General features: G+C 65.3%; 21 protein-coding genes. 15 read left to right on the forward strand and 6 right to left on the reverse strand.

The genetic code is table 11. The features are described from left to right. Positions 1–26: 26 nt before the first annotated feature. A complete protein-coding gene (locus tag F8237_RS14395; protein WP_151645544.1) occupies positions 27–2,321 on the reverse strand; it encodes a xanthine dehydrogenase family protein molybdopterin-binding subunit in 2,295 nt (764 codons plus the stop codon). Beyond that, positions 2,318–2,809, reverse strand: a complete 492-nt coding sequence (locus F8237_RS14400) for a (2Fe-2S)-binding protein (RefSeq protein ID WP_151645546.1) — start codon at positions 2,807–2,809, stop codon at positions 2,318–2,320. Before F8237_RS14400 ends, F8237_RS14395 begins: the two co-directional genes overlap by 4 nt. A 309-nt stretch (positions 2,810–3,118) precedes the next feature. On the opposite strand from F8237_RS14400, the gene F8237_RS14405 reads away from it, so the two are divergent. The 3 genes from F8237_RS14405 to F8237_RS14415 all read left to right on the forward strand — a co-directional run bounded on the left by F8237_RS14405 (position 3,119) and on the right by F8237_RS14415 (position 5,079). Further along, entirely contained in the window at positions 3,119–3,883 is a 765-nt protein-coding gene (locus tag F8237_RS14405) for an alpha/beta fold hydrolase (RefSeq protein ID WP_151645548.1), read from the forward strand. Between the two features lie 24 nt (positions 3,884–3,907). After that, entirely contained in the window at positions 3,908–4,249 is a 342-nt protein-coding gene (locus F8237_RS14410) for a hypothetical protein (RefSeq protein WP_151645550.1), read from the forward strand. A 158-nt stretch (positions 4,250–4,407) separates the two neighbouring features. After that, complete coding sequence (locus F8237_RS14415; RefSeq protein ID WP_151645552.1) at positions 4,408–5,079, forward strand: dienelactone hydrolase family protein; 672 nt, start codon at positions 4,408–4,410, stop codon at positions 5,077–5,079. Positions 5,080–5,211: 132 nt separating this feature from the next. Here the strand turns inward: F8237_RS14415 and F8237_RS14420 are convergent, their stop codons facing one another. The 3 genes from F8237_RS14420 to F8237_RS14430 all read right to left on the reverse strand — a co-directional run bounded on the left by F8237_RS14420 (position 5,212) and on the right by F8237_RS14430 (position 7,410). Continuing rightward, entirely contained in the window at positions 5,212–5,961 is a 750-nt protein-coding gene (locus F8237_RS14420) for a polysaccharide biosynthesis/export family protein (protein WP_151645554.1), read from the reverse strand. A gap of 268 nt (positions 5,962–6,229) precedes the next feature. Next, positions 6,230–6,886, reverse strand: coding sequence for a peptide-methionine (S)-S-oxide reductase MsrA (gene msrA / locus F8237_RS14425; protein WP_151645556.1), 657 nt, complete (start codon positions 6,884–6,886; stop codon positions 6,230–6,232). A gap of 206 nt (positions 6,887–7,092) precedes the next feature. After that, a complete protein-coding gene (locus F8237_RS14430) occupies positions 7,093–7,410 on the reverse strand; it encodes a hypothetical protein (RefSeq protein ID WP_151645558.1) in 318 nt (105 codons plus the stop codon). Between the two features lie 401 nt (positions 7,411–7,811). Between F8237_RS14430 and rpsT the strand changes: the two genes are divergently transcribed. The 12 genes from rpsT (at position 7,812) to F8237_RS14495 (ending at position 22,236) form a co-directional block, all read left to right on the forward strand. After that, positions 7,812–8,078, forward strand: coding sequence for a 30S ribosomal protein S20 (rpsT, locus tag F8237_RS14435; RefSeq protein WP_151645560.1), 267 nt, complete (start codon positions 7,812–7,814; stop codon positions 8,076–8,078). A 1,230-nt stretch (positions 8,079–9,308) separates the two neighbouring features. Next, entirely contained in the window at positions 9,309–10,721 is a 1,413-nt protein-coding gene (dnaA, locus tag F8237_RS14445) for a chromosomal replication initiator protein DnaA (protein ID WP_014438647.1), read from the forward strand. 266 nt (positions 10,722–10,987) lie between these two features. Continuing rightward, the gene (dnaN, locus tag F8237_RS14450; RefSeq protein ID WP_151645562.1) at positions 10,988–12,106 is read left to right on the forward strand and encodes a DNA polymerase III subunit beta; all 1,119 of its coding nucleotides are present in this window, start codon (positions 10,988–10,990) and stop codon (positions 12,104–12,106) included. 208 nt (positions 12,107–12,314) lie between these two features. Further along, entirely contained in the window at positions 12,315–12,680 is a 366-nt protein-coding gene (locus F8237_RS14455) for an endonuclease domain-containing protein (RefSeq protein WP_151645564.1), read from the forward strand. Between the two features lie 88 nt (positions 12,681–12,768). After that, complete coding sequence (gene recF / locus F8237_RS14460; protein ID WP_151645566.1) at positions 12,769–13,908, forward strand: DNA replication/repair protein RecF; 1,140 nt, start codon at positions 12,769–12,771, stop codon at positions 13,906–13,908. A 101-nt stretch (positions 13,909–14,009) separates the two neighbouring features. Then, positions 14,010–14,753 (forward strand): hypothetical protein, encoded by a 744-nt coding sequence (locus F8237_RS14465; protein ID WP_151645568.1) that lies wholly within the window; start codon positions 14,010–14,012, stop codon positions 14,751–14,753. Between the two features lie 259 nt (positions 14,754–15,012). Beyond that, positions 15,013–17,448 carry a DNA topoisomerase (ATP-hydrolyzing) subunit B gene (gene gyrB, locus F8237_RS14470; RefSeq protein ID WP_151645570.1) on the forward strand — a complete coding sequence of 812 codons (2,436 nt, stop codon included), beginning with the start codon at positions 15,013–15,015 and terminating at the stop codon, positions 17,446–17,448. 180 nt (positions 17,449–17,628) lie between these two features. After that, complete coding sequence (locus F8237_RS14475; RefSeq protein WP_151645572.1) at positions 17,629–18,096, forward strand: hypothetical protein; 468 nt, start codon at positions 17,629–17,631, stop codon at positions 18,094–18,096. Positions 18,097–18,208: 112 nt separating this feature from the next. Further along, a complete protein-coding gene (murA, locus tag F8237_RS14480; RefSeq protein ID WP_151645574.1) occupies positions 18,209–19,504 on the forward strand; it encodes a UDP-N-acetylglucosamine 1-carboxyvinyltransferase in 1,296 nt (431 codons plus the stop codon). A 205-nt stretch (positions 19,505–19,709) separates the two neighbouring features. After that, on the forward strand, positions 19,710–21,104 hold the full coding sequence (locus F8237_RS14485) for an MATE family efflux transporter (RefSeq protein ID WP_151645576.1): 1,395 nt from the start codon (positions 19,710–19,712) through the stop codon (positions 21,102–21,104). Continuing rightward, positions 21,101–21,589 carry a DUF2867 domain-containing protein gene (locus F8237_RS14490; RefSeq protein ID WP_151645578.1) on the forward strand — a complete coding sequence of 163 codons (489 nt, stop codon included), beginning with the start codon at positions 21,101–21,103 and terminating at the stop codon, positions 21,587–21,589. Before F8237_RS14485 ends, F8237_RS14490 begins: the two co-directional genes overlap by 4 nt. After that, positions 21,586–22,236, forward strand: coding sequence for a 2-hydroxychromene-2-carboxylate isomerase (locus F8237_RS14495; protein ID WP_151645580.1), 651 nt, complete (start codon positions 21,586–21,588; stop codon positions 22,234–22,236). The genes F8237_RS14490 and F8237_RS14495 overlap by 4 nt, the downstream gene beginning before the upstream one ends. Before the next feature lies 1 nt (position 22,237). Here F8237_RS14495 and F8237_RS14500 read toward each other — a convergent pair whose 3' ends face one another. Further along, complete coding sequence (locus F8237_RS14500) at positions 22,238–23,353, reverse strand: FUSC family protein (RefSeq protein ID WP_151645582.1); 1,116 nt, start codon at positions 23,351–23,353, stop codon at positions 22,238–22,240. Positions 23,354–23,433 lie beyond the last annotated feature (80 nt).

Here is a 23,433-nt window from a genome sequence, read left to right on the forward strand (position 1 = left end):
TGTCTTATTCGGCAGTCACGCTAGCCCTACGCCTTCATCGCACCCTTTACGGCTTCGGCCGTAATCGGCAGCGCCCGGATGCGGGCGCCGCTGGCGTTGAAGATGGCGTTGCCGATGGCGGGGGCGACCACCGTGACGGCGGGCTCGCCGACGCCGGTGGCCTTTTCGCCGTTGGCGATCACGGCGACCGCGACCTCCGGCATCTGGCTCATGCGCAAGGGCGTGTAGCTGTCGAAATTGGCCTGTTCGATGCCGCCGTCCTTGAGCGTCGCCTTCTCGTACATTGCCAGCGACAGGCCCCACAGCGCCGCGCCCTCGACCTGGGCGCGGATGTTGTCGGGATGCACCTGGGTGCCGACGTCGGTTGCGACCGTGAGCTTCTTCACCGTCACCTCGCCCGACGGCGCCACCGCGACATGGGCGACGCACGCCGTCCAGCTCGCGGTCGCGCGCTCCTGCGACGACACGCAGGCGACGCCCATGCCCTCGCCTTTCGGCAATTGCCTGGTGCCATAGCCGGACAGCCCCATCGCGGCGAGCAGGGTGTTGCGCAGCCGCTGCGCGCCGCCGTCGTTCTTGCCCTTGCCGTCGAGCAGCGCGATGCGGAACTGCGCCGGATCCTTACCGGTCGCAGCCGCGATCTCGTCGATCATGCTTTCGACCGCCCAGAAGGTCCAGCCGGGCGCCACCGAGCGGAGCTGACCCGACGGGGTGGCGTTGTGCGCGAGCTCGTTCTTGATCGCGCGCACATAATGGTTAGGCACGGTGTAGAAGAAGTCGGCGCCGTTCACCGTGAAGGAATCGAGCGGACCCTTCTTGTCGACCGAGGGCGTGAGGAAATCAGGGATCCCCCAGCGCGCAGTGGGCCAGGCCGACACGACGTCGTGGCTGAGCGCGACGAGCTTGCCGTCGCCATCCACGCCGGCCTTGACCTTCTGGTAGGTGAGCGGACGCGAGAAATCCATCGTCATGTCGTTCTCGCGCGTATAGATCACCTTCACCGGCTTGCCGACCGCCTTCGCCGCCTGCACGGCGGGGATCATCATGTCGGCGTCGAGCCGCCGGCCGAAGCCGCCGCCAAGCCACAGCTGGTGCATGACCACGAACTTCGGATCGATCCCGGCGGCACCGGCTGCGATCGCGCCGGAGCGCGTCGCGAACTGGTTGCCGGAATAGATATGCAGGATGTCGCCCTTGAACTCCGCGGTGGCGTTCATCGGCTCCATCGGCGCGTGGATGTTGATGCTGGTGGTGTACTCGGCCTCCACCACCTTGGCCGCCGAGCCAAACGCGGCCTGGGGATCACCGTCCTTGACGAAGAACTGGCCGGAATCCTCCAGCTTCTGCAGCCGCTTGGCTTCATCGAGCAGCGACTGGCTCGATACCTTCGCATTCGGACCGCCGTCATAGGCAATCTTCAGCGCGGCTGCGGCCTTCTTGGCATTGGCATAGGTATTCGCCACCGCCACGACCCAGCCTGACGTCGTCTGGGTCTTGTCGTCGAGGATGACGGCCTTGATGAAGCCCGGCACGGACTTCGCCGCCGAGTCGTCGACCGATTTGACCGTGGCACCGTAGCGCACCGGCGGCGTGACGATTGCGCCATAAGCCATGCCCGGCAGCATCACGTCGATGCCGTATTTGGCGGTGCCGTTGGTCTTGGAGGGGATGTCGAGCTGCGGCACCGACACGCCGATCATGGTGTATTGGTCCGGCGTCTTCAACTTGATCGCCTTGAGCTCGTCAGGCGTGAAGGTCTTCGTCGCCTTGCCGCTCTTGACGATGTCGGCGAACGACATCTGCTTCTTCGACTTCGGATGCGAGACCATGGAGTCGCGCACGACGAGTTGGTCCTTGAAATAGGGCGGCAGGCCCATGGCCGCGGCGGCGGCTTCCGTCAGCGCAATGCGTCCGGCCGCGCCCGCCCGGCTCATCGCCTCGAAATTCATCATGGTCGACCAGCTGCCGCCGGTGATCTGCGCGCCCAGCACGGGGTCGTTGAACTTCGGATCGTTGGAAGCGAGCGCGACGCGCATGTCGCTCCACTTCGCGCCCAGCTCCTCGCAGACGATCTGCGCCATGGTGGAGGCGATGTGCTGGCCCATGTCGGCCTTGCCGCACGTGACGGTGACGAGGCCATCGGGCGCGATCGCGTACCAGACGCTCGGCTCGAAATTGGCGGGCGCAGCGGCGGCCGCAGCATCGATGCCGGGCACGCCGGCATAGCCGAGCACGAGACCAGTTGCGGCGGTGCCGACCAGGAAGGAGCGACGGCTGAGGTCGGTCGCCTCGGGGGTGACGTTCTTCACGTGCTTGTTCATGTGGGCCTCCGCTCGTTGCCGGAAGCGGACGCGGTGCGCATCTCGGTGGCGGCGCGCATGATTGCCTTCTGGATCCGCGAATAGGTCATGCAACGGCAGAGATTGCCGTCCATATGCGCCACGACCTCGTCCTTGGTCGGATTGGGATTCTTGGCGAGCAGCGATGCCGCCTGCATGATCTGCCCGGACTGGCAGTAGCCGCATTGCGGCACCTGCTCGGCGATCCATGCCTTCTGCAGGGGATGATCGCCCTTGGCGGCGAGGCCTTCGATGGTGGTGATCTTCTTGCCGGCGACATCGCCGACCATGGTCTGGCACGAGCGCACGGCTTCGCCGTTGACGTGCACGGTGCAGGCACCGCACAGCCCGGCGCCGCAGCCGAACTTGGTGCCGGTCATCTGCAATTGTTCGCGGATAGCCCAAAGGAGCGGCGTGTCGTTTGCCGCATCCACGGACAGACTCCGCCCGTTGATGGTGAGCGTTGGCATAGGCGTCTTCCCCTGCCGGTGCATGAAGCCGCTTACGGCGGCAACTTGTATTGGCGGACACCCACCGGGCCGGCGCCCGCCTTGATTGCAAGAATGATCGCGTTCAGGCGTTGAGGCAAATGCAATCTGGAATCGATCGAAACAATATCGGCAGCTCAGTGTTGTGCGCCGCGACAAGCGCACCAACGCAGCGACTCAGCGCAACGGACTTCACGCCAGTCATGCGTGCCATCGCGATCGTGACAGTTTCCTCCGAGTAACCGCGCGGGCTAGGATGAGCCAGCAACCAGAACAATAAGGGCGGACGAAATGCCAAGGATCGATCGGGACGGCGTCGGGATCCATTACGAAGTCCATGGCAACGGGCCGCCATTGCTGCTCACTCACGGCTATTCCTCGACTTCGGCGATGTGGCACGGGCAGGTCGATGCGCTCGCAAAGGACCACACGCTGATCTTGTGGGACATGCGCGGCCACGGCCAGTCCGACTATCCCGACGACCCCAGGGCCTACAGCGAAGCGCTGACCGTCGGCGACATGGCGGCCATCCTCGATACGGTCGGCGCGGAGCGCGCCATCATCGGCGGCCTCTCGCTCGGCGGCTACATGTCGCTCGCCTTCTATCGCGCGTATCCGCAAGCCGCCCGCGCGCTGCTGATCATCGACACCGGCCCCGGCTTCAAGAAGGACGACGCCCGCGAGACCTGGAACGCCCGGGCGCTGGGAACCGCCGACAGGCTGGATCGCGAAGGTCTCGACATGCTGAAATCGGCGACGCGCGAGCGCGCCTCCGCGAGTCATCGCAACGCCAGCGGATTGGCGCTCGCCGCGCGCGGCATGCTGACCCAGCGCGATGCCCGCGTGATGGAGCTGCTGCCCGACATCAAGGTGCCCTGCCTGATCGTGGTCGGCGCCGACGACACGCCGTTCCTCGCCGCGTCCGATTACATGGCCGCGAAAATCCCCGGCGCGCAAAAAATCGTGATCCCCGCGGCCGGACACGCCGTCAACATCGATCAGCCCATGGCTTTTGTTGACGCGGTGCTGCCTTTCCTGAAGAACTTGCCGGGATAGCACGGTCGGACGGGAACACGGGCAATGAAGCGGGCGATGTTGGCTGCGGGCGCGGTGTGGCTGGCGATGTCTGCGTCGGCGCGGGCCGAGTCCTTCGGCACGATGCCGCCGCGCCGGCCATTCGCCGAGACCTTGTCGAACAATACGCCGCTCGCCTTCGGCATGGATGCCGAGCAGGCCGCCCGCGTCCTCGGCCAGAAGCTGCAATATGTGAAGGGCCGTCCCGGCAACGAGATCTACCTCGCTTTGCGCAACATCGGTGGCAGCGGCCTGATCCCCTATCGCCACCGCCTGTTCCTGCAATTCCGCCACGGACGCCTGGCGGGATGGAAAGAGGACTACGGCGAGAACTGGATGTGGGAGTGATCCTCATGGTGAGGAGGCGCAAAGCGCCGTCTCGAACCATGCAGGCCCGGCTCTCGCATCTTGGCCTCTATCCTTCGAGACGCGCTCCGTTGGAGCGCTCCTCAGGATGAGGCGTGAGAGCACGAATTTCGGATCGACAACCAAGAAGGACAACCCGCGTGGGACAAGACATCAAGCTGACGGCCTCCGACAATTTCCAGCTCGGCGCCTATCGCGCTGACCCCGCAGGCAGCCCGAAGGGCGCCGTGGTGGTGATCCAGGAGATTTTTGGGGTCAATCATCACATCCGCTCGGTCTGCGACCGTCTCGCCGGGGAAGGCTATGTCGCGATCGCGCCGTCGATCTTCGACCGCACCTCGCCCAACTTCCAGTCGGGCTATACGCCCGACGAGATCGCCGAAGCGCGCAAGTTCGTGGCGAGTCCGGATTGGGAGGCGATGCTGCGCGACACCCAGGCCGCGATCGATGCGGTGAAGAGCGTCGGCCCGGTCGGCATCATCGGCTTTTGCCTCGGCGGCAGCATCGCCTTTGTCGCGGCGACGCGATTGACCGGCCTGAAGGCCGCGATCGGCTATTATGGCGGCGCCGTCGTGCGCTTCGCCGACGAGACGCCGAAGGCGCCGACGCAGCTGCATTTCGGCGAGAAGGATTCCGGCATTCCCTTAACCGATGTCGAGACCGTCAAGGCGAAGCGGCCGGACGTCGAGGTCTTCATCTATCCCGGCGCCCAGCACGGCTTCCATTGCGACGAACGGCCGAGCTACGACAAGGCGAGTGCCGACATTGCCTGGCCGCGCAGCATGGAATTTTTCGCGAAGCATTTGACGTAGGGCGCGCGACTCTCTCCGTCATTCCGGGATGCGCAGATAGGCGCAGGCCCGGAATCCATAACCACGATTGGGGGTTATGGATTCCGGGCTCGCGACTATGTCGCGCCCCGGAATGACGAGAGGAGAGATACGTCAGAACCAGCGCTCGCCGACGAACACGGTGTCGCCGGGGCTCAGGGGCGTGCCGAGCGGCACCATCGCGCGCATGGAGCCGCCGGCTTCGGTGTGAGTGACGGTGACCACGTCGCGCTTGGCGCGGGGCGAGAAGCCGCCGGCGATGGCGACGGCGCTTTCGACCGTCATGTTCGGCACGTAGGGATATTGGCCGGGCGCGGAAACTTCACCGAGAATGAAGAACGGCCGATAGGATTCGACCTCGACGGCGACCGAGGGCTCGCGGATGTAGCCGTTGCGCAGCCGCGCGGCGATTTCACCGGCGAGTCCTGCCGGAGTGCGACCGCGTGCGGGCACGCCACCGATCAGCGGCATGGTGATGGAGCCGCCGGCATCGATGGCGTAGCTGTTGGTGAGGCCTTCCTGGCCGTAGACCACGACGCGCAGCTTGTCGCCGGCGTCGAGATGGTAGGAGGCGTCATAGCGCACGGGCACCCCCATCGGCGCGGCGTAACCGACCGGCATGGGCGCAGGCGAGGAGGCAAAGGAATTGGTCAGCGCGCTGATCGCGCCGCCGCCGTTGTTGGCAACGACGACCGGCTGCGGCGCGCCGTAGGGCTGGCCATAGGTCATGGCGTCGAGATCGGCGCGCGGCTGCCCCATCGCGACGGGGCCAGCGGTCTGCATGCAGCCGCCAAGGGTCAGCGCGGCGGACGCTGCCAGGAACCCTGCCGAGATCGACCATCGAAACGCGCGTGCAACCGGCACCGGACCTATCCCTCGGAACGAGACAGCCTCAGTGATGCACTGGTTATGGTTAATAAAGCGTTGAGGGGCGGATGCTCAAACCCTCCCCTGGAGGGGGAGGGTCGATCGCGCGCAGCGCGAGCGGGGTGGGGTGATCTCTCCACACGGGCAGTGTGCGATGTGGAAAGACTGTCACCCCACCCCGCTACGCATTTCGCTTCGCTGCATGCGTAGCGACCCTCCCCCTCCAGGGGAGGGTCAGCAAGAAGCACGCCTTGGTGTCTTACACTTACGCGCTCACGCCCGCGCCGATCGGGCAGGACACGCCGGTGCCGCCGAGCCCGCAATAGCCGGCGGGATTCTTCGCCAGATATTGCTGGTGGTAGTCCTCGGCGAAATAGAATTCGGCGGCGGGCGCGATCTCGGTGGTGATGGTGCCGAGACCCTTGGCGGCAAGCGCCTTCTGGTAGAGCGCCCTGGATTCGTCGGCCGCTTTCTTCTGCGCATCGGAATGCGTGTAGATCGCGCTTCGGTATTGCGTGCCGACGTCGTTGCCCTGGCGCATGCCCTGCGTCGGGTTGTGGCTCTCCCAGAAGGTCTTCAGCAATCTCTCGTAGGAGATCTTCTTCGGATCGAACACGACCAGCACCACTTCGGTGTGGCCGGTGCGCCCCGAGCAGGTCTCTTCGTAGGTCGGGTTCGGCGTGTGGCCGCCGGCATAGCCGACGGCGGTCGTGTAGATGCCGTCGCCGAGCTCCCAGAACTTTCGCTCGGCGCCCCAGAAGCAGCCAAGCCCGAACACGGCCTGCTCGAGGCCGGCGGGATAAGGCGGCTGCAACTTGCTGCCGTTGACGAAATGGGTGGTCGCGGTCGGAATGGCTTGCGCACGGCCCGGCAGCGCTTCAGTTGCGCTCGGCAATGCGGTGGTCTTGCGCATGAACAGCATGATTGGCCTCCGCAACGAGCTGTCCGTCGCTCGAGCCAATTCAATAAGAAGGGCTCAGGCGCGTGCTCGCGATCAAGTGGGAATATAGGCATTTACGTCAGCAGCGGCAGCCCTGTTACGCCGCCGCCGGCGCGAAAGCTCAGTCGCGGAAATTGAAAGTTCAATCCCGGCGGGAATTGAAGATCAATCCCGGTGGGAATTGAGGATCAATCCCGGGAATAGCCGATCAGCGGCTTGCGCGGGCGGAAGAGGATCATCAGGAGGATGCCCAGAATGCCGAGGACGGCGAAGACCGGCTGATCCAGCACCAGGCGGATCACCGAGGTCCAGAGCCAGGGCGCCTTGGCCTCGACCCAGGCGCGGAACGCCGTCTGGCTGGCCTGATTGATGTCGTTCCAGAACTGGCCGAACCGGGTAAACCGCAGGGTCTGGTCGGCCACCCAGCGGGCGCCGTCATAGACCATGAAGATGAAACCGCCGGCGAGCAGCAAAAGCCCAATCAGTCGGAAAAAGCCGCGGATCATGCCTCACCCCAATTGGTCGTCCGATCGGACGACCCGTCAGACCCCGCCAGCCAATAACCGGGAGACGGCAGAAATTCAACCTCTTCAGGGCTTTACGGCACGCCCCTCGGCGTCCAAGGCCCGTTTCCAGGTCGGGAAAGCGTTGACGGTGCCGCAGACCCTCTCTATAAGGGCGCCAACTGGCGGTGGGCGCAATCCTGCCGCCGCTGTTCTTTGAGCAGTTGCAGGCGCCTTGAGCTTATTGGCTCTTTGGAGCCTCAGAGACGGCCCGCAAGGCTGTCGCTCATGTTCCGGGAACAGCCCAGCAATCGAACACCCTAAATCCGAGCGTCGATCAAGCGGTCAAGCAACCGGCGCTACCCGAACAAGACGCGACCGGTACCGCAAAGGATATAGAGACCATGGCCAATACTACCTCCGCCAAGAAAGCGACGCGCAAGATCGCCCGCCGCACTGCCGTCAACAAGTCGCGCCGCACCCAGATGCGCGGCGTCGTGCGCACTGTCGAAGAAGCCATCAAGACCGGCGATCGCGCCGCCGCGACCCAGGCGCTGGCGAATGCCGAGCCGGCTCTGATGCGCGCCGCGCAGCGCAACATCATTCACAAGAACAACGCCAGCCGCAAAGTCTCGCGCCTCACCGCGCAGATCGCCAAGCTCGCGAAGTAACGTCGCGCCGTCCGGTCGGATCATCCGATCGGTTGAGCCCATTGAGCATCGCGCTCGTCAATCAGCCCGGCTTCACGCCGGGCTTTTTGTTGTCTGCCATATTCACGCAAGCAGTCACGCGACGCCCATCCTTCGGTCGGAAGATTTGCATCGTCCGCACTATGATGCGTTCCGTAATTTTACCTGCCGATTTTGTGCAACAGCGGAAACTCTCACCGCGCTGCAAGAAACCCTTGCGGGGCGGGGCTAACTCGCATTTGCGCGCGCACGAGTCCTGCACACCGTTCGGGTTACCCTGTGAAACGAGACTCAAAAAACGATGTCTCGCTAACAACTTATCGACATAGCGCCGACAAGCATTTGGAAAACTCGCCGGCGCGTCGCGCGCGTGACGCTTTTGTAAAAATTTTTTGGCGCTGGCGGAGAATTGTCACACGACGCGCGGCGCTTTCGAATCTGTGCACGGATTCAAACTCTTGCTCGCCAGCCTGTGCACAACTCCCGCGCGGCGTTAACGCTGGTCAAGTTTTTAGATCGGTCGAAGGTGAATCAATTCCGTTGCGAGTCTTTCCGCATAGTGTATTCCTTAGGTCGTTCGCAGCGCCCACGATCTTGAGACCAGCGCGGTTTTAGAAACGGGGCGAGCGTGCAGATCGGCGGCGGTGTGCACGTAGGCGGCGCTTCAACAAGCGATTGTCGGTTCAAAACCCATAGCAATGTGGGAACGGTAGCTCTTTGTCTGAATGTCTCCAATCGGGATTTCTCGATCTCGCTCGCACCAAGCGCAAATGAGAGATGTCACGAAGCTACCCCGACACGACTGATGGCGCAGCCGGGCGGACGAACAGTACAGACGGGCAGGGCATAAGCGACTTTGGTCGTGGTTGTCTTCAGGACACGCAGGACCTTGCCGTGAGCAATCACGGCAGGACGGGGAGGTATCATGTCTTACGGACTCAACGCGGTATTGAAACAAGTCTCATATTCCAACGATGCCGTTCTAAACCCGTCGGACACCCAGCCTCCCGCGTGTGACGGAGCGCCGAGTACGCGCTGACCTCGCGACCCCTCCATCTCTGACATCGCTGATCGGACGCGGCGTTTTCGCCGAACGGTCGTGCCATGCCTGACGATGGACTCGCTTTGAGGTCGCGCCGTTTCGGGTATCCCGGCAGGGACCCTGCATGGCGCTCACAACGCAACTTTATCTCTCAGTAGAAGTTTCAAACGATGAACACATCGGAACAGGATCGCTGGTCACGCGTGAAGAGCCGGCTGCGCTCGAACGTTGGCGAAGACGTCTATACGAGCTGGTTTGCCCGCATGGATCTGGAAGGCGTGCAGGAGGAGAGCGTGCGGCTCTCGGTTCCGACGCGCTTCCTGAAGAGCTGGATTCAGGCTCATTATGCCGAGCGCGTGCTGTCGTGCTGGCAGGCCGAAATGCCGGAGGTGCACCGTATCGATCTCACCGTTCGTACCGCGGTGCGTCCGGTCGCACAGCCGAAGGAGGCGCCCGCGCCGGTCGAGACGCGCCGCGCACCCGCCGCCGAGCTGCGCTCGACCGCGACCGCGCCGGTCTCCGCCAATCATGACGCGCTCGGCGGCTCGCCGCTCGATCCGCGCCTGACCTTCGCGAGCTTCGTCGTCGGCCGCTCCAACACACTGGCACATGCGGCGGCACGCCAGGTCGCCGAGGGCCGTCGCGGTGACCCGGTCATGTTCAACCCGCTCTACATCCATGCCGGCGTCGGCCTCGGCAAGACGCACCTGCTTCAGGCGGTGACCTGGGCCGGCAATTCCGGCAACGAGCGCAAGGTGCTGTATCTCACCGCGGAGAAATTCATGTACGGCTTCGTTGCCGCGCTGAAGACGCAGACGGCGCTGGCCTTCAAGGAAGCGCTGCGCGGCATCGACGTGCTCGTCATCGACGATCTGCAGTTCCTGCAGGGCAAGTCGACGCAGGCCGAGTTCTGTCACACGCTGAACGCGCTGATCGACGCCGGCCGCCAGGTCGTGATCGCGGCCGACCGTCCGCCGTCCGATCTCGAAAGCCTCGACGATCGCGTGCGCTCGCGACTGGCCGGCGGTCTCGTGGTCGAGATGGGCTCGCTCGGCGAAGAGCTGCGGCACGGCATTCTCAAGTCGCGCGTTGCGGCGGCTCGCGCGCATCATGCGACGTTCGAGGTGCCCGAGGAGGTGCTGACCTATCTGGCCCGCGCCATCACCCATAACGGCAGGGATCTGGAAGGCGCGATCAACCGCCTGCTGGCGCATTCGAAACTCAACAACCGGCCGGTGACGCTGGAGATGGCCGAGCACGAGGTGCGCGATCTGATCCGCCCGCAGGAGCCGAAGCGGATCAAGATCGAGGACATCCAGCGCGTGGTGGCGCGGCAGTATAATGTCAGCCGCTCCGACCTGTTGTCCTCGCGCCGCACCGCCAACGTGGTCCGTCCGCGCCAGGTGGCGATGTACCTCGCCAAGACGCTGACCCTGCGTTCGCTCCCCGAGATCGGCCGCCGCTTCGGCGGGCGCGACCACACCACGGTGCTGCACGCCGTGCGCAAGATCGAGGCACTGGTCTCCAAGGACACCGCGCTGTCAGACGAAGTCGAGGCGCTGAAGCGCCAGCTTCAGGAATAAACGCCTGGTGCTGCTGCCATTCTCCCGCCGCCCCGGCCATGCCTGGGCGGCGGTTCTCATTGGGGCGGTAAATCGTGGGAATCGTGCGGAACTGCCCCCCGATCCCTTGAATCCGGGGGCCATCCGAGCCACCTTGCGCGACCCTGACGGCTTTGGTCATATCGGTTGGATGATCCGGCTTTTCGGGGTCTTCGGTACCGTGGCGCGCGTCCCGCCGCCCGGCTTTTCCAAATTTGGGTTTTCTTGGGGATCGGGCGAGTAGTGCAATGAAAGTTACGGTCGAGCGCGCGCAACTCCTGAAGTCGCTGGGTCATGTCCACCGCGTGGTCGAGCGCCGGAACACGATCCCGATCCTCGGCAACGTGCTGGTCCGCGCCGAGAACACGAAACTGTCGCTGAAGGCGACCGATCTCGACCTCGAGGTGACGGAGACGCTGCCTGCGGAGACCGCGACCGCAGGCTCCACCACCGTGCCGGCGCACATGTTCTATGACATCGTGCGCAAGCTGCCCGATGGCTCGCAGATCGTGCTGGAGGCCGACGGCGACCGCGCCGTGCTGGCGATCCGCGCCGGCCGCTCGCGCTTCACGCTGCAGACCCTGCCGGAGAATGATTTCCCGGATCTCGCCGCCGGCGACATGTCGCACTCGTTCAACCTCGCGGCCAAGGACGTCAAGCGGCTGATCGACCGCACCCAGTTCGCGATCTCGACGGAGGAGACGCGCTACTATCTCAACGGCATCTATCTGCACGCCGCCGGCACCACGACGGCGGCAACCCTGCGCGGCGTCGCCACCGACGGCCACCGCCTCGCCCAGCTCGACCTGGTCCAGCCCAAGGGCGCCGAGGGCATGCCCGGCGTGATCGTGCCGCGCAAGACCGTCGGCGAGGTGCAGCGCCTGATCGAGGATGCCGAGGCCGAGGTCACGATCGAGCTGTCGCAAGCCAAGATCCGCTTCACCATCGGCAATGTGGTGCTGACCTCGAAGCTGATCGACGGCACCTTCCCCGATTATGGCCGCGTCATCCCGCAGGGCAACGACAAGGAGCTCGTCGTCGACAAGAAGGATTTCGAGAACGCGGTCGACCGCGTTTCCACGATCTCCAGCGAGCGCGGGCGGGCGGTGAAGCTGTCGCTGTCGCCGGGCAAGCTGGTGCTGTCGGTGACCAATCCGGATTCCGGCAGCGCCACCGAAGAGCTCGAGGTCGAATACGCCTCCGACGCCCTCGATATCGGCTTCAACTCCCGCTACCTGCTCGACATCGCCGCCCAGATCGAAGGCGACGTCGCCACGCTGAGGCTCGCCGACCCCGGCTCGCCCACACTTGTGCAGGACCGCGACGACAAGAGCGCACTGTACGTGCTGATGCCGATGCGGGTGTGAGGGGTGTTCCTCCTCTCGCGACACCAGCTATGTGGAGACAACCCCTCACCCGGCTTCGCTGCGCGAAGCCACCCTCTCCCACAAGGGGAGAGGGTGAAGCTGCAGCTGTCCCTGTCGAAACAAGCGCGATGCACGTTGCTGAGCCCTCTCCCCTTGTGGGAGAGGGCATCTCCGCTGGCTAATACACACTCAGTCGGGTGAGGGGTTCGTGCCGCAGGAGCCATCCCATCGGCCGGTCGCCAAGCGTCTCCGCCAATTTGCGAAGAACATGCGTCGTGAACCGACTGATGCGGAAGCGGCCATGTGGCGCCTGCTCAGGCACCGTCAACTCTCCGCCTTCAAGTTTCGCCGGCAAGTCCCGTTCAAGACCTATATTCTCGACTTCGTCTGCTTCGAGACGCATCTTGTCATCGAGATCGACGGAAGTCAGCACGCGGAAGCGCAACGTGATGCAATTCGGGACGCCGCGATTTCCGCGGAAGGTTTCTCGATAGCCCGATACTGGAACAACGACGTGCTGCAGCAGCCCGCTTCTGTATTGGAGGACATCCTTGCAAAGCTTGCCGGGCGGTAACATACCCCTCACCCGTCGCCTCACTTCGTGAGGCGCCACCCTCTCCCACAAGGGGAGAGGGGAAGAATCGCGCCATAACGAACAGCTGATGACCCCCTCCCGCATCCATCGCCTGACGCTGACGCATTTTCGCAATTACCGGGCGGCGGGGCTCGAGACGGCGGCTGACATGGTGGCGCTGGTCGGGCCGAACGGGGCGGGCAAGACCAATTGCATCGAGGCGATCTCGTTCCTGTCGCCGGGCCGCGGCCTACGGCGCGCCACGCTGGAAGACGTCGCCGACAACCAGGGCGACGGCTCCTGGGCGGTCTCCGCGCAGGTCGAGGGCGCGCTGGGGCTGGCCACGCTCGGCACCGGCATCGATCCGCCGCGGGCAGATGCCGCAGTCAGCCGGCGCTGCCGCATCGACCGCGAGCCGGTCAATTCGGCGACAGCCTTCGGCGACCACATCCGCATGGTGTGGCTGACGCCGGCGATGGACGGGCTGTTCATGGGCGCGGGCTCGGAGCGGCGGCGCTTCTTCGACCGCCTGGTGCTGGCCATCGACAACGAGCATTCCAGCCGCATCAACGCGCTCGAGCGTTCGCTGCGCTCGCGCAACCGCCTGCTCGAGACGCGCAATTACGACGACCATTGGTGTGACGCGATCGAGCGCGAGACCGCGGAGCTTGCGGTCGCGGTCGCCGCGACCCGCGGCCAGACCGCGGCGCGGCTGACCGGCATGCTCAATACGCGCGCGCAGGCCTCGGCCTTTCCGTCGGCGCAGATCGCGCTCGACGGCTGGATGGAGAACGCGCTGCTGACCGAGACCGCGACCTCGGTCGAGGACCGCTACCGCCAGATCCTGCGCGACAACCGCCCGCGCGACGCCATCGCCGGCCGCACCACCGACGGCCCGCACCTCACCGACCTCCAGGTGATCTACGCACCCAAGAGCATGCCGGCGCGCGACGCCTCGACCGGCGAGCAGAAGGCGCTGCTGATCGGCCTCGTGCTGGCGCATGCGACGCTGGTCGCCGAGATGACCGGCATCGTGCCGCTGCTGCTGCTCGACGAGGTCGTTGCCCATCTCGATCCGAACCGGCGCGCCGCGCTGTTCGACGAGCTGCGCAAGCTCGGCGCACAGGTGTGGCTGACGGGCGCGGACCCCGCCGCCTTCGCCGAGATCGGCGCCGGAAGCGAGGTTTTTGACGTCGAGAGCGGACGGATGTCGAACCGCCGCCATTGAACCTGCCCCATTCTCCTCACGACTAGTTCCAGAGGCCGCGCGACGGTGTCGCAGCCGCTGGCCTCGCGATGAGATGACGCGCGATATCCCTGGAGAGTGAGATGCGGACGGTAACGCCCGGGGCGCAAGCCTCGGCACGATGGCTGGCGTTTGCGTGCGGGCTCGTATTTCTCGCGAGCTGCACGCTCACCGCCAGCGCGAGCGCGTGGGTGCCGCATCTGTCGGCGCTGTTTTCGGCCGAACTCACGCCGGATCCCGACGCCAAGCTGCCCGCGCCGACCCGCTACAGCTACAGGGGAATCCACACCACGGTGACGAGCGGCATCGAAGCGCCGCTGCGCACCAGGCTGGACGCCACCGTGCCCGCTGGAATCAGTGACGTGCTCGCCTTTTACCGCACCGAGCTCGGCAAGCTCGGCTGGCAGGAAAAGACCGATGGCGCGGTGATCGCCGCCGATCGCGTGCAGCTCGCCTTCGTCTCCCCGCTGGGGCCGGCGGCGCTGGAGCTGCACCGCAAGGACAACAGCACAATGGTCAATCTCGTGCAGAAGAATGCCGATACGGCGACCAGGGCGAACGTCATGCCCGAGCCGGGCCAGGCCAAAGTGGTGTTCAGCAATATCGGCGAGACCGAAGCGGTGCTCACGATCCACGAGCGAACCATCCGGCGCGCGGGCGGCGCCAACGCGGTGGCGCTGGATCTGCCGCCCGGCCGATATTCCTACGAACTGAGCGTTCCCGGCCATGCGGTCACCACCAACATCCTCACCTTCGCTGCCGGCGACACCTGGGAGCTTACGGTCGGGCGCGACGGCGAGGCATGGTCACCGCTCCAGCTGTATTGAACCTGCGTCCCCGGAACCACCCGTCCGCCCCGCAAAATCCACGCCTCCGGGCGAGCCAAAACAGCCTAGCGAATCGCGCTTTTTGCAGCGCCCAAAAACGGCCTCCGAAAGCCTTGAAAACCGGCAAAAAACCCCTATTTGATCAAAGGGTTGCCAGAGGATACTTTGCGCTAGGCGCAAGCTGTCTTTCATGGCACAAATAGCCTGCAAATCAGCGCCTTTTGCGCGGCTGATTCGGGCGACATCTCGAAGGCCTCTCATGACAGAACCTGCTCGGCAGACGCCTGCCGAAAACGAGCCCTCAAATCCAAGCGATTACGGGGCGGAATCGATCCGCGTGCTCAAGGGTCTCGACGCGGTCCGCAAGCGCCCGGGCATGTATATCGGCGACACCGACGACGGCTCCGGCCTGCACCACATGGTCTACGAGGTCGTCGACAACGCGATCGACGAAGCGCTCGCGGGCCACGCCACGCGCGTCGACGTGATCCTAAACGCCGACAATTCCGTCACCGTGCGCGACGACGGCCGCGGCATTCCCGTCGACATCCACAAGGGCGAAGGCATCTCGGCGGCCGAGGTCATCATGACCCAGCTCCATGCCGGCGGAAAGTTCGACCAGAACTCCTACAAGGTCTCCGGCGGCCTGCACGGCGTCGGCGTCTCCGTCGTCAACGCGCTGTCGAGCAAGCTCGGCCTGCGCATCTGGCGCGACAACAAGGAGCATTACATCGAATTCGCCCATGGCGATGCGGTCGCACCGCTCGTTGTGGTCGGCGATGCACCGGGCCGGCGCGGCACCGAGGTGACGTTCCAGGCCTCGACGGAAACCTTCAAGAACATCGAATATGATTTCGCCACGCTGGAGCACCGGCTGCGCGAGCTCGCCTTCCTCAATTCCGGCGTCAACATCGCGCTCTCCGACATGCGTCACGCGGTCGAGAAGCGCGAGGAGATGCACTATTCGGGCGGCGTCGAGGAATTCGTCAAATATCTCGACCGCAACAAGAAGGCGATCGTGCCGGCGCCGATCATGGTGCGCGCGGAAGCCAACGGCATCGGCGTCGAGGCCGCGTTGTGGTGGAACGACAGCTACCACGAGAACGTACTGTGCTTCACCAACAACATTCCGCAGCGTGATGGCGGCACCCATCTGGCCGGTTTCCGCGGCGCGCTGACGCGCCAGGTCAACGGTTATGCCGAGGCCCACGCCAAGAAGGAAAAGATCGCGCTGACCGGCGACGACTGCCGCGAAGGCCTCACCGCCGTGCTGTCGGTGAAGGTGCCCGATCCGAAATTCTCGTCGCAGACCAAGGACAAGCTGGTGTCCTCGGAAGTGCGTCCCGTGGTCGAGAACGTCCTCAACGAGGCGCTCCAGGCCTGGTTCGAGGAGCATCCCGGCGAAGCCAAGATGATCGTCGGCAAGGTGATCCAGGCCGCCGCCGCGCGTGAAGCTGCGCGAAAGGCGCGCGAGCTGACGCGCAAGAGCCCGCTCTCGGTCTCCTCGTTGCCCGGCAAGCTCGCCGACTGCCAGGAAAAGGACCCCGCGAAATCCGAGCTCTTCATCGTCGAGGGCGACTCGGCAGGCGGCAGCGCCAAGCAGGGCCGCAACCGTGAATTCCAGGCTGTGCTGCCGCTGCGCGGCAAGATCCTCAACGTGGAGCGCGTGCGTCCCGACAAGATGCTGGGAAGCGAGCAGATCGGCACGCTGATCACCGCGCTCGGCACCGGCATCAGCGACGAGTTCTCGATCGAGAAGCTGCGCTATCACAAGATCATCGTGATGACGGACGCCGACGTCGACGGCGCCCACATCCGCACGCTGCTGCTCACCTTCTTCTACCGCCAGATGCGCGACATCATCGACGGCGGCTATCTCTATATCGCCCAGCCGCCGCTCTATAAGGTCAACCGCGGCAAGTCCGAGCAGTACCTCAAGGACGAGCGGGCGCTGGAGGATTATCTGATCGACACCGGGCTCGACGACTGCGTCTACATTCCGGGCAACGGCGGCGATCGCACCGGCCGCGATCTGCGTTCGCTGATCGACGACGCCCGCGCCGTCCGCGGCATCCTGCGCAGCCTGCACACCCGCTACAATCGCAAGGTGATCGAGCAGGCCGCCATCACCGGCGTGCTCAACAAGGCGATCTACGGCGACCCGGAGAAAGCCGCCGCGGCCGCGCAATACATCGCCGCCCGCCTCGACACTCTCGCCGACGAGGTCGAGCGCGGCTGGGTCGGCCAATACGTCGAAGGCCAGGGCTTCCAGTTCGAGCGCACGGTGCGCGGCGTCAAGGAAACCGCCCTCATCGACGACGCCTTCCTCGGTTCGGTCGAAGCCCGCAAGCTCGACGAGTACACGGTGAAGCTCCAGGACGTTTATGCCCGCCCGGGCAAGCTGCGCCGCAAGGACGCCGAGCACATGGTCTACGGCCCGGTCGACCTGTTCGAAGCCGTCACCGACGCCGGTCGCAAGGGCATCACCCTGCAGCGCTACAAAGGACTGGGCGAGATGAACCCGGAGCAGCTCTGGGAAACGACGCTGGACACCAATGCGCGCTCGCTGCTGCAGGTGAAGGTCAAGGAGGTCGACGAGGCCGACGACATCTTCACCAAGCTGATGGGCGACGTGGTCGAGCCGCGCCGCGACTTCATCCAGGAACATTCGCTGAGCGCAACGATCGATATTTGAGACTCGCTGCTTCCGCAGCGTCATGGCCGGGCGTAGCCGTCCGAAGGACGGCGTCGCTTCGCTCGCCTACGTCCCGGCATGACGGCTAGACCGATCCCGGTATCGCTGAACCTCCCCTTCCGCCGTCGCGACGAACCGGCATGAACCCGCAGGCCAGATCCGGCCGGGAAGCGCCATGCCATGTCCAGCTCGTCCGCGACCATTTCCGCCGTGCCATCCCGCCGGCTCGGCATCATCGGCAGCATTGCAGGCATACTGGCCCTGATGGCGGCTGTGTTGCCGCATTGGGTCGTGCCGATCGTGTTCCCGCCGCCGCCCGCTGATCAGGTCATCGTCGACACCGGGCACCGCATCAAGGACCGCGTGATCGCGCACGTGAAGGGCGTCGAGTATCAGGCCCCAAAGGTCGAGAAATCGGTCGGACGAAGCTGGAGCGAGACAGCATCAATCACAGCGGTCTCGCTCGGCCTCCTCGCCATCCTGTTATCGGTCCTCGCGCTGATCCTTCGGGAAGAACGGCTCCTGGCCGCCGTGGCCGCGACGCTCGGCACCGGCGCCATCGCGATCGAGATATCCTTCGTCGTGATCGGCGCGCTGATCCTGATCGCAATCCTCTATGTGGTGGGGAACATCATCGGGCTGTTCTAGGCTTCACCGGGCCTGACGGGCCGGCTTCGACGCGGCCAGCACAATTGCTACCGCGCTCAAATCTCTGTAGTTTCCGCCCGAAACCGCCCACCAACAGGACAGCGAGAACCCCGTGGCGCCCATCCAGTACATCGTCGAGGGCGGTCACCGGCTCTCGGGCTCGATCGAGCCGTCCGGCAACAAGAATTCGGCGCTGCCGATCATCGCCGCCGCCCTGCTCACCGAGCATCCGGTGACGCTGGAGAACGTGCCGCGGATCCGCGACACCGAGACGCTGGTCGAGCTGATCCGTTCGGTCGGCGCGGCGGCGGAATGGACCGCGCGCAATACGCTTCAGATCCACGCCAAGAGCATCCGCGCCGCCGACCTCGATCCCGAGCTGTGCGTGCGCATCCGCGCCTCGATCCTGCTCGCAGGCCCCCTGCTCGCCCGCTGCGGCGAGGTGATGCTGCCGCCGCCCGGCGGCGACGTCATCGGACGTCGTCGCCTGGACACGCATGTGCTCGCGCTCGAACAGCTGGGAGCCAAGGTCACGGCGACCGACCGGCTCGAATTCCGCGCGGCCAAGCTCGCCGGGGCCGACGTGTTCCTGGACGAGCCGAGCGTCACCGCGACCGAGAATGCGCTGGTCGCGGCCGTGGCCGCCGACGGCGTCACTTATCTGCGCAACGCGGCCTCCGAGCCGCATGTGCAGGACCTCGCCAATTTCCTGGTCGCGCTCGGCGCCAGGATCGAGGGCATCGGCACCAACACCATGATCGTGCACGGTCCGGCGACGCTGGGCGGCACCACCTACCGGATCCAGCCCGACCATATCGAGGTCGGCTCGCTGATCGGGCTTGCCGCCGTGACGCGCTCGCCGCTTCGCATCACACGCGCCGGCGTCGAGCATCTGCGCTCGATCCGCATGGGCTTCGAGCGGCTCGGCATCGTCTGCCGCGTCGAGGGCGACGATCTCATCGTGCCCTCGAACCAGACGCTGAAGATCCAGGACGATTTCGGCGGCCACGTGCCGAAGCTGGAAGACCAGCCCTGGCCCGCCTTTCCGGCCGACCTGATGTCGATCGCGATCGTCACCGCCACGCAATGCGAGGGCGTGATCCTGATGTTCGAGAAGATGTTCGAATCCAGGATGTTCTTCGTCGACAAGCTGATCGCGATGGGCGCGCGAATCGTGCTGTGCGATCCGCACCGCGCCATCATCGCAGGCCCGAGCCGCCTGCGCGGCGCGCCGATGACCTCGCCCGATATCCGCGCCGGCATGGCGATGCTGCTCGCGGCGGTCTGCGCCGAGGGCACCTCCACGATCAACAACGCCGACCAGGTCGAGCGCGGCTACGAGCGCATCGAAGAACGGCTGAACGCGCTGGGTGCGAAGATCAAGCGCGTGCCGGAACGGAAGAGCTGAGGTTCTTCTTCCTTCTCCCCTTGTGGGAGAAGGTGGCGCGAAGCGCCGGATGAGGGGTTCGCTCGGCAAGTCCAATGCTGTCGAGTCGCGGATAGATACCCCTCACCCGTCTCGCCGCTTCGCGGCGAGCCACCCTCTCCCACAAGGGGAGAGGGGAAGAGACACGGGCCATGTTTTCGGCGCCTCGCCGTGCTATTGAGCCGCCATGCTCGACACCGTCCAACATCAATCGCAGCCGCAGGCCGGCGTGCCGCCGAATCATCTCGCCGACGAGTTCGCCCTGACGCTGCGGCTGGCCGTGCCGATGATGCTGACGCAGCTCGGGCAGATCGCGATGATCACGACCGACCTCGCGATGATCGGTAGGCTCGGCGAGGACGCGGTCGCCGCGGCCGCGCTGGCGCATACGGTCTATTTCGTCAGCTTCACTTTCGGGCTCGGGCTGGTGACGGCGGTATCGCCGCTGGCCGCACAGGCGTTTGGCGCGGGCGACGTCAAACGGCTTCGACACGCCTTGCGCATCGGGCTGTGGGTCTCGCTCCTGGTCTCGCTGCCGATGATGGCTTCGCCGCTCTACGGCGAAAAGATCCTGCTTGCGCTCGGCCAGGCGCCGCAGTCGGCCGCGCTCGCCCAGCGCTATCTGAACGGGCTGGCCTGGGGCATCGCGCCGGCGCTCGGCTTCATCGCGCTGCGCAGCATGATGAGCGCGGTGAACCGGCCGCAGGCGCCGCTGTGGATCACGCTCGCGGCGATCCCCGTCAATGCCGGGCTGGTCTATGTCCTGATCCACGGCCTGTTCGGCCTGCCGGAGCTCGGCCTGTTCGGCGCGGGGCTTGCGACCACGCTGGTCAATCTCGGCACCTTTCTTGCCGTGCTGGCCATCGCCGCATGGCGAAAGCCTTTTGCCGATTACCAGCCGCTTGCGCGGCTGTGGCGGATCGACTGGCCCCTGATGCGGCAGCTCGTCGCGATCGGAGCGCCGATCTCGTTTTCGCTGCTGCTGGAATACGGCCTGTTCTCATCTGCCGCACTGCTGATGGGATTGATCTCGACAGCGGCGCTCGCCGCGCACCAGATCGCGCTCCAGGTCACGGCCGTACTGTTCATGGTCCCGCTCGGCATCGGCATGGCCGCGACGGTGCGGGTCGGCCATGCGTTCGGCCGCAACGACCCGGTCGCGGTGCGGCGCGCAGGCATCGTCGCAGCTTTTCTTGGCATCGCGTTCGTCTCCGCGCTGACCGTCGCCATCATCCTCGGCCGATACGAGCTCGGGCGGCTGTTCTTCGGCCGCGGCGAGACCAGCGCGGCAACGGTCGAGCTGACGGCGACGCTGCTGCTGGTCGGTGCGACCTTCTTCATCGCCGACGGCCTCCAGACCATCGTGGGTGGCGCGCTGCGCGGCATCAATGACACCAGGATGACGCTGGTGTTCGCGGCGATCGGCTATTGGTGCGTCGCGTTTCCGATCAGCTGGGTGCTGGCTTTCAACGCCCATCTTGGCGCGGTGGGCGTCTGGATCGGATTCTCGATCGGCACGTTCGTCTATGCAGGCCTTCTGATCTTGCGCTTCCGGATGCTGACGCGCAAATTGGCGGCATGATCGGGACAGTCCGCGAAGTCACGCCTGAGGTCGATGCCGGTGCCGTGCTGGCCGGCGCGCAATTCATCGACGCGTTTCGCGTCGAGATCGGCGCAGCGGCCGTGAATGCGCGCGAGGCCTGCACACGGATGGTGCTGCACGGACCGCGCTGGATCGATGCGCTGACACGCCTGCGCAACATCCTGGTGACGCCGTTCGGGCTGAAAACTTCGGGCGAAGGCGCGTATGCGCCCGGCGGGCTGATCGGGCTGTTTCCGGTGCTGAGCGAGACGCCGGAGCGGCTGGTCGCGGGCTTTGACGATTCCCACCTCGATTTCCGCATCGTGGTCGATGTCGCGGGCACGGCGGCGGACCGCCGGGTGACCTCGACCACGCTGGTACGGACGCATAATCTGCTCGGACGCACCTATCTCACCCTGATCACACCCTTTCACAAACTCGTGGTCCGCAGCATGATGGGCCGCATCGTGGAGCCGGCCCGATGACGCTGTCCGTCGACCTCTTCTTCTCCTTCCGCAGCCCGTTCAGCTATCTGGCGCTGCCGAAGACGCTGAAGCTCGTCGAAGACTATGACCTCGCAGTGAATCTGCGGCCGGTCTATCCGCTCGCTGTCCGCGTGCCCGGCTTCTTCAAGAAGGCCAGCCCGAACTTCATTCGCTATGTGGTGCTCGACAGTACGCGCGTGGCGCAGCACGAGGGCATCCCGTTTCGCTTTCCGAGGCCCGATCCGATCGTCCAGGACAAGGTGACGTTCGATGTCGCGGCCGAGCAGCCCTACATCCACCGCCTGACCCGGCTCGGCGCCATGGCGCAGCTCGAAGGCCGCTCGCTCGAATTCACAGCCGCGATCGCGCGCGTGCTCTGGGACGGCTCAGTGGCGGGATGGAACGAGGGCGATCATCTCGCCCGCGCCGCCGAGAAGGCCGGCTTCGACCTCGCCGCGATGGATGCCGCGATCACCGCTGATGCCGATCGCTACGAGCAGGTGATCGCGGAGAACGAAAAAGACCACGCGGCATCAGGCCATTGGGGCGTGCCGACTTTCGTCTTCGAGAACGAACCGTTCTTCGGCCAGGACCGCATCGATCTCCTGGTCTGGCGCATGCAGGGCAAGGGCCTGACGAAGCGCTAATTCACACAGCTTTGCGCACCGGCCGATCCGCCGCGACCTCCGACCATTCGCCGACGACGCGGTCGAGATCGCAGAGATTCTGGTGCATCTGCTCCAGTGAGAAACCGATCGCGAAGAAACGCTCGGCGGTGTCGCCGGGCTGGCCGCGGATCAAGCCGTCCTGGCGCACGGCGGCGACCGCCTCGGCATAATGCTGAAGCGCGACGTGGACGGGATGGATCGGCGGCGCGCCGCCGCCCTCGCGCAAGGCCGCGGCGGCCGATCGCAGGAAGCGCGCGATCACGGTCGAGACCTCCGTCAAGGGAGCTGCGAGCCGCATCTGCACATCCACCGGCAGCGGCACCACGGTGGCACGGCCGATCATCACGACATCGTGGCGCAGGCGCAGGACCGTGCGCAGCAGCGGACCGGTATCCGGCCCGCCCGACAGGCGCGCGGCGCGCTCGCGCTCGGCCTCGGCGCCGATCGCATTGAGCCCGACCATCGCCGTGCCGATGCCGTCCTGGATCCGGTGCAGCGCATCGTTGTCGCGGCCGCGCGTGAGGCCGGCGAGCAATTCGGCGAACGCATCGGCAATCAGTTCGAGCAGTTTTGCCGCGGCAGCGCGGATCTGCCGCACCGCGCGTGAGGGCAGCACCAGGAACGAGACCAGCAGCCCGGTGATGGCGCCGACCCCGACCTCGCTGACCCGGTCGATCGCCGAGGTCATCGGATCCGAGTGATGCATGGTCGGAACCAGCAGCACGATCACCGCCGTCACCGTGGCCGCACTGAGGCTCGGATTGATCGCGGCGATGAAGGCCAGCGGGGCGACCGAGAGCACCAGCAGGCCGAGCAAGCCCGCTTCGCTCGAATAAGGGATCAGGATCACGATGGCACCGCCATAGATCGCGCCGCCGATGGTGCCGAGCATGTAGTCACGCGTCGCCTTCAGCGAGCGGCCGACGCTCATCTGGGTCACGATCAGCGAGGTCAGGACCGCCCAGAGCGGCAACAGCAGATGCAGCGCGGTGGCGATGGCATAGGCCGCGGTGGCCGCCACGGTGACCCGGATCGCCAGTCCCAATTGCGTCCGCCGCGACCGGATCCGGTCGAACAGCTTTCCCGCCAATGCCATGGTCAAACGTTCCGATCTTCTCGAGCCAGGCAAAAGCATAGCTGATGCCCGCGGCCCCAAGGCCGCTTGAAAGGCCAAAT

Origin of the sequence: Bradyrhizobium betae (assembly GCF_008932115.1) — a bacterium.
Taxonomy (GTDB): Bacteria; Pseudomonadota; Alphaproteobacteria; order Rhizobiales; family Xanthobacteraceae; genus Bradyrhizobium; species Bradyrhizobium betae.

Bases quoted from the DNA above. Each gene is read 5' to 3' on its own strand.
- F8237_RS14395 (WP_151645544.1), bottom strand. From the start codon at position 2,321: ATGAACAAGCACGTGAAGAACGTCACCCCCGAGGCGACCGACCTCAGC.
- F8237_RS14400 (WP_151645546.1), bottom strand. From the start codon at position 2,809: ATGCCAACGCTCACCATCAACGGGCGGAGTCTGTCCGTGGATGCGGCA.
- F8237_RS14405 (WP_151645548.1), top strand. From the start codon at position 3,119: ATGCCAAGGATCGATCGGGACGGCGTCGGGATCCATTACGAAGTCCAT.
- F8237_RS14410 (WP_151645550.1), top strand. From the start codon at position 3,908: ATGAAGCGGGCGATGTTGGCTGCGGGCGCGGTGTGGCTGGCGATGTCT.
- msrA (WP_151645556.1), bottom strand. From the start codon at position 6,886: ATGCTGTTCATGCGCAAGACCACCGCATTGCCGAGCGCAACTGAAGCG.
- F8237_RS14430 (WP_151645558.1), bottom strand. From the start codon at position 7,410: ATGATCCGCGGCTTTTTCCGACTGATTGGGCTTTTGCTGCTCGCCGGC.
- rpsT (WP_151645560.1), top strand. From the start codon at position 7,812: ATGGCCAATACTACCTCCGCCAAGAAAGCGACGCGCAAGATCGCCCGC.
- dnaA (WP_014438647.1), top strand. From the start codon at position 9,309: ATGAACACATCGGAACAGGATCGCTGGTCACGCGTGAAGAGCCGGCTG.
- dnaN (WP_151645562.1), top strand. From the start codon at position 10,988: ATGAAAGTTACGGTCGAGCGCGCGCAACTCCTGAAGTCGCTGGGTCAT.
- recF (WP_151645566.1), top strand. From the start codon at position 12,769: ATGACCCCCTCCCGCATCCATCGCCTGACGCTGACGCATTTTCGCAAT.
- F8237_RS14465 (WP_151645568.1), top strand. From the start codon at position 14,010: ATGCGGACGGTAACGCCCGGGGCGCAAGCCTCGGCACGATGGCTGGCG.
- gyrB (WP_151645570.1), top strand. From the start codon at position 15,013: ATGACAGAACCTGCTCGGCAGACGCCTGCCGAAAACGAGCCCTCAAAT.
- F8237_RS14475 (WP_151645572.1), top strand. From the start codon at position 17,629: ATGTCCAGCTCGTCCGCGACCATTTCCGCCGTGCCATCCCGCCGGCTC.
- F8237_RS14485 (WP_151645576.1), top strand. From the start codon at position 19,710: ATGCTCGACACCGTCCAACATCAATCGCAGCCGCAGGCCGGCGTGCCG.
- F8237_RS14490 (WP_151645578.1), top strand. From the start codon at position 21,101: ATGATCGGGACAGTCCGCGAAGTCACGCCTGAGGTCGATGCCGGTGCC.
- F8237_RS14495 (WP_151645580.1), top strand. From the start codon at position 21,586: ATGACGCTGTCCGTCGACCTCTTCTTCTCCTTCCGCAGCCCGTTCAGC.
- F8237_RS14500 (WP_151645582.1), bottom strand. From the start codon at position 23,353: ATGGCATTGGCGGGAAAGCTGTTCGACCGGATCCGGTCGCGGCGGACG.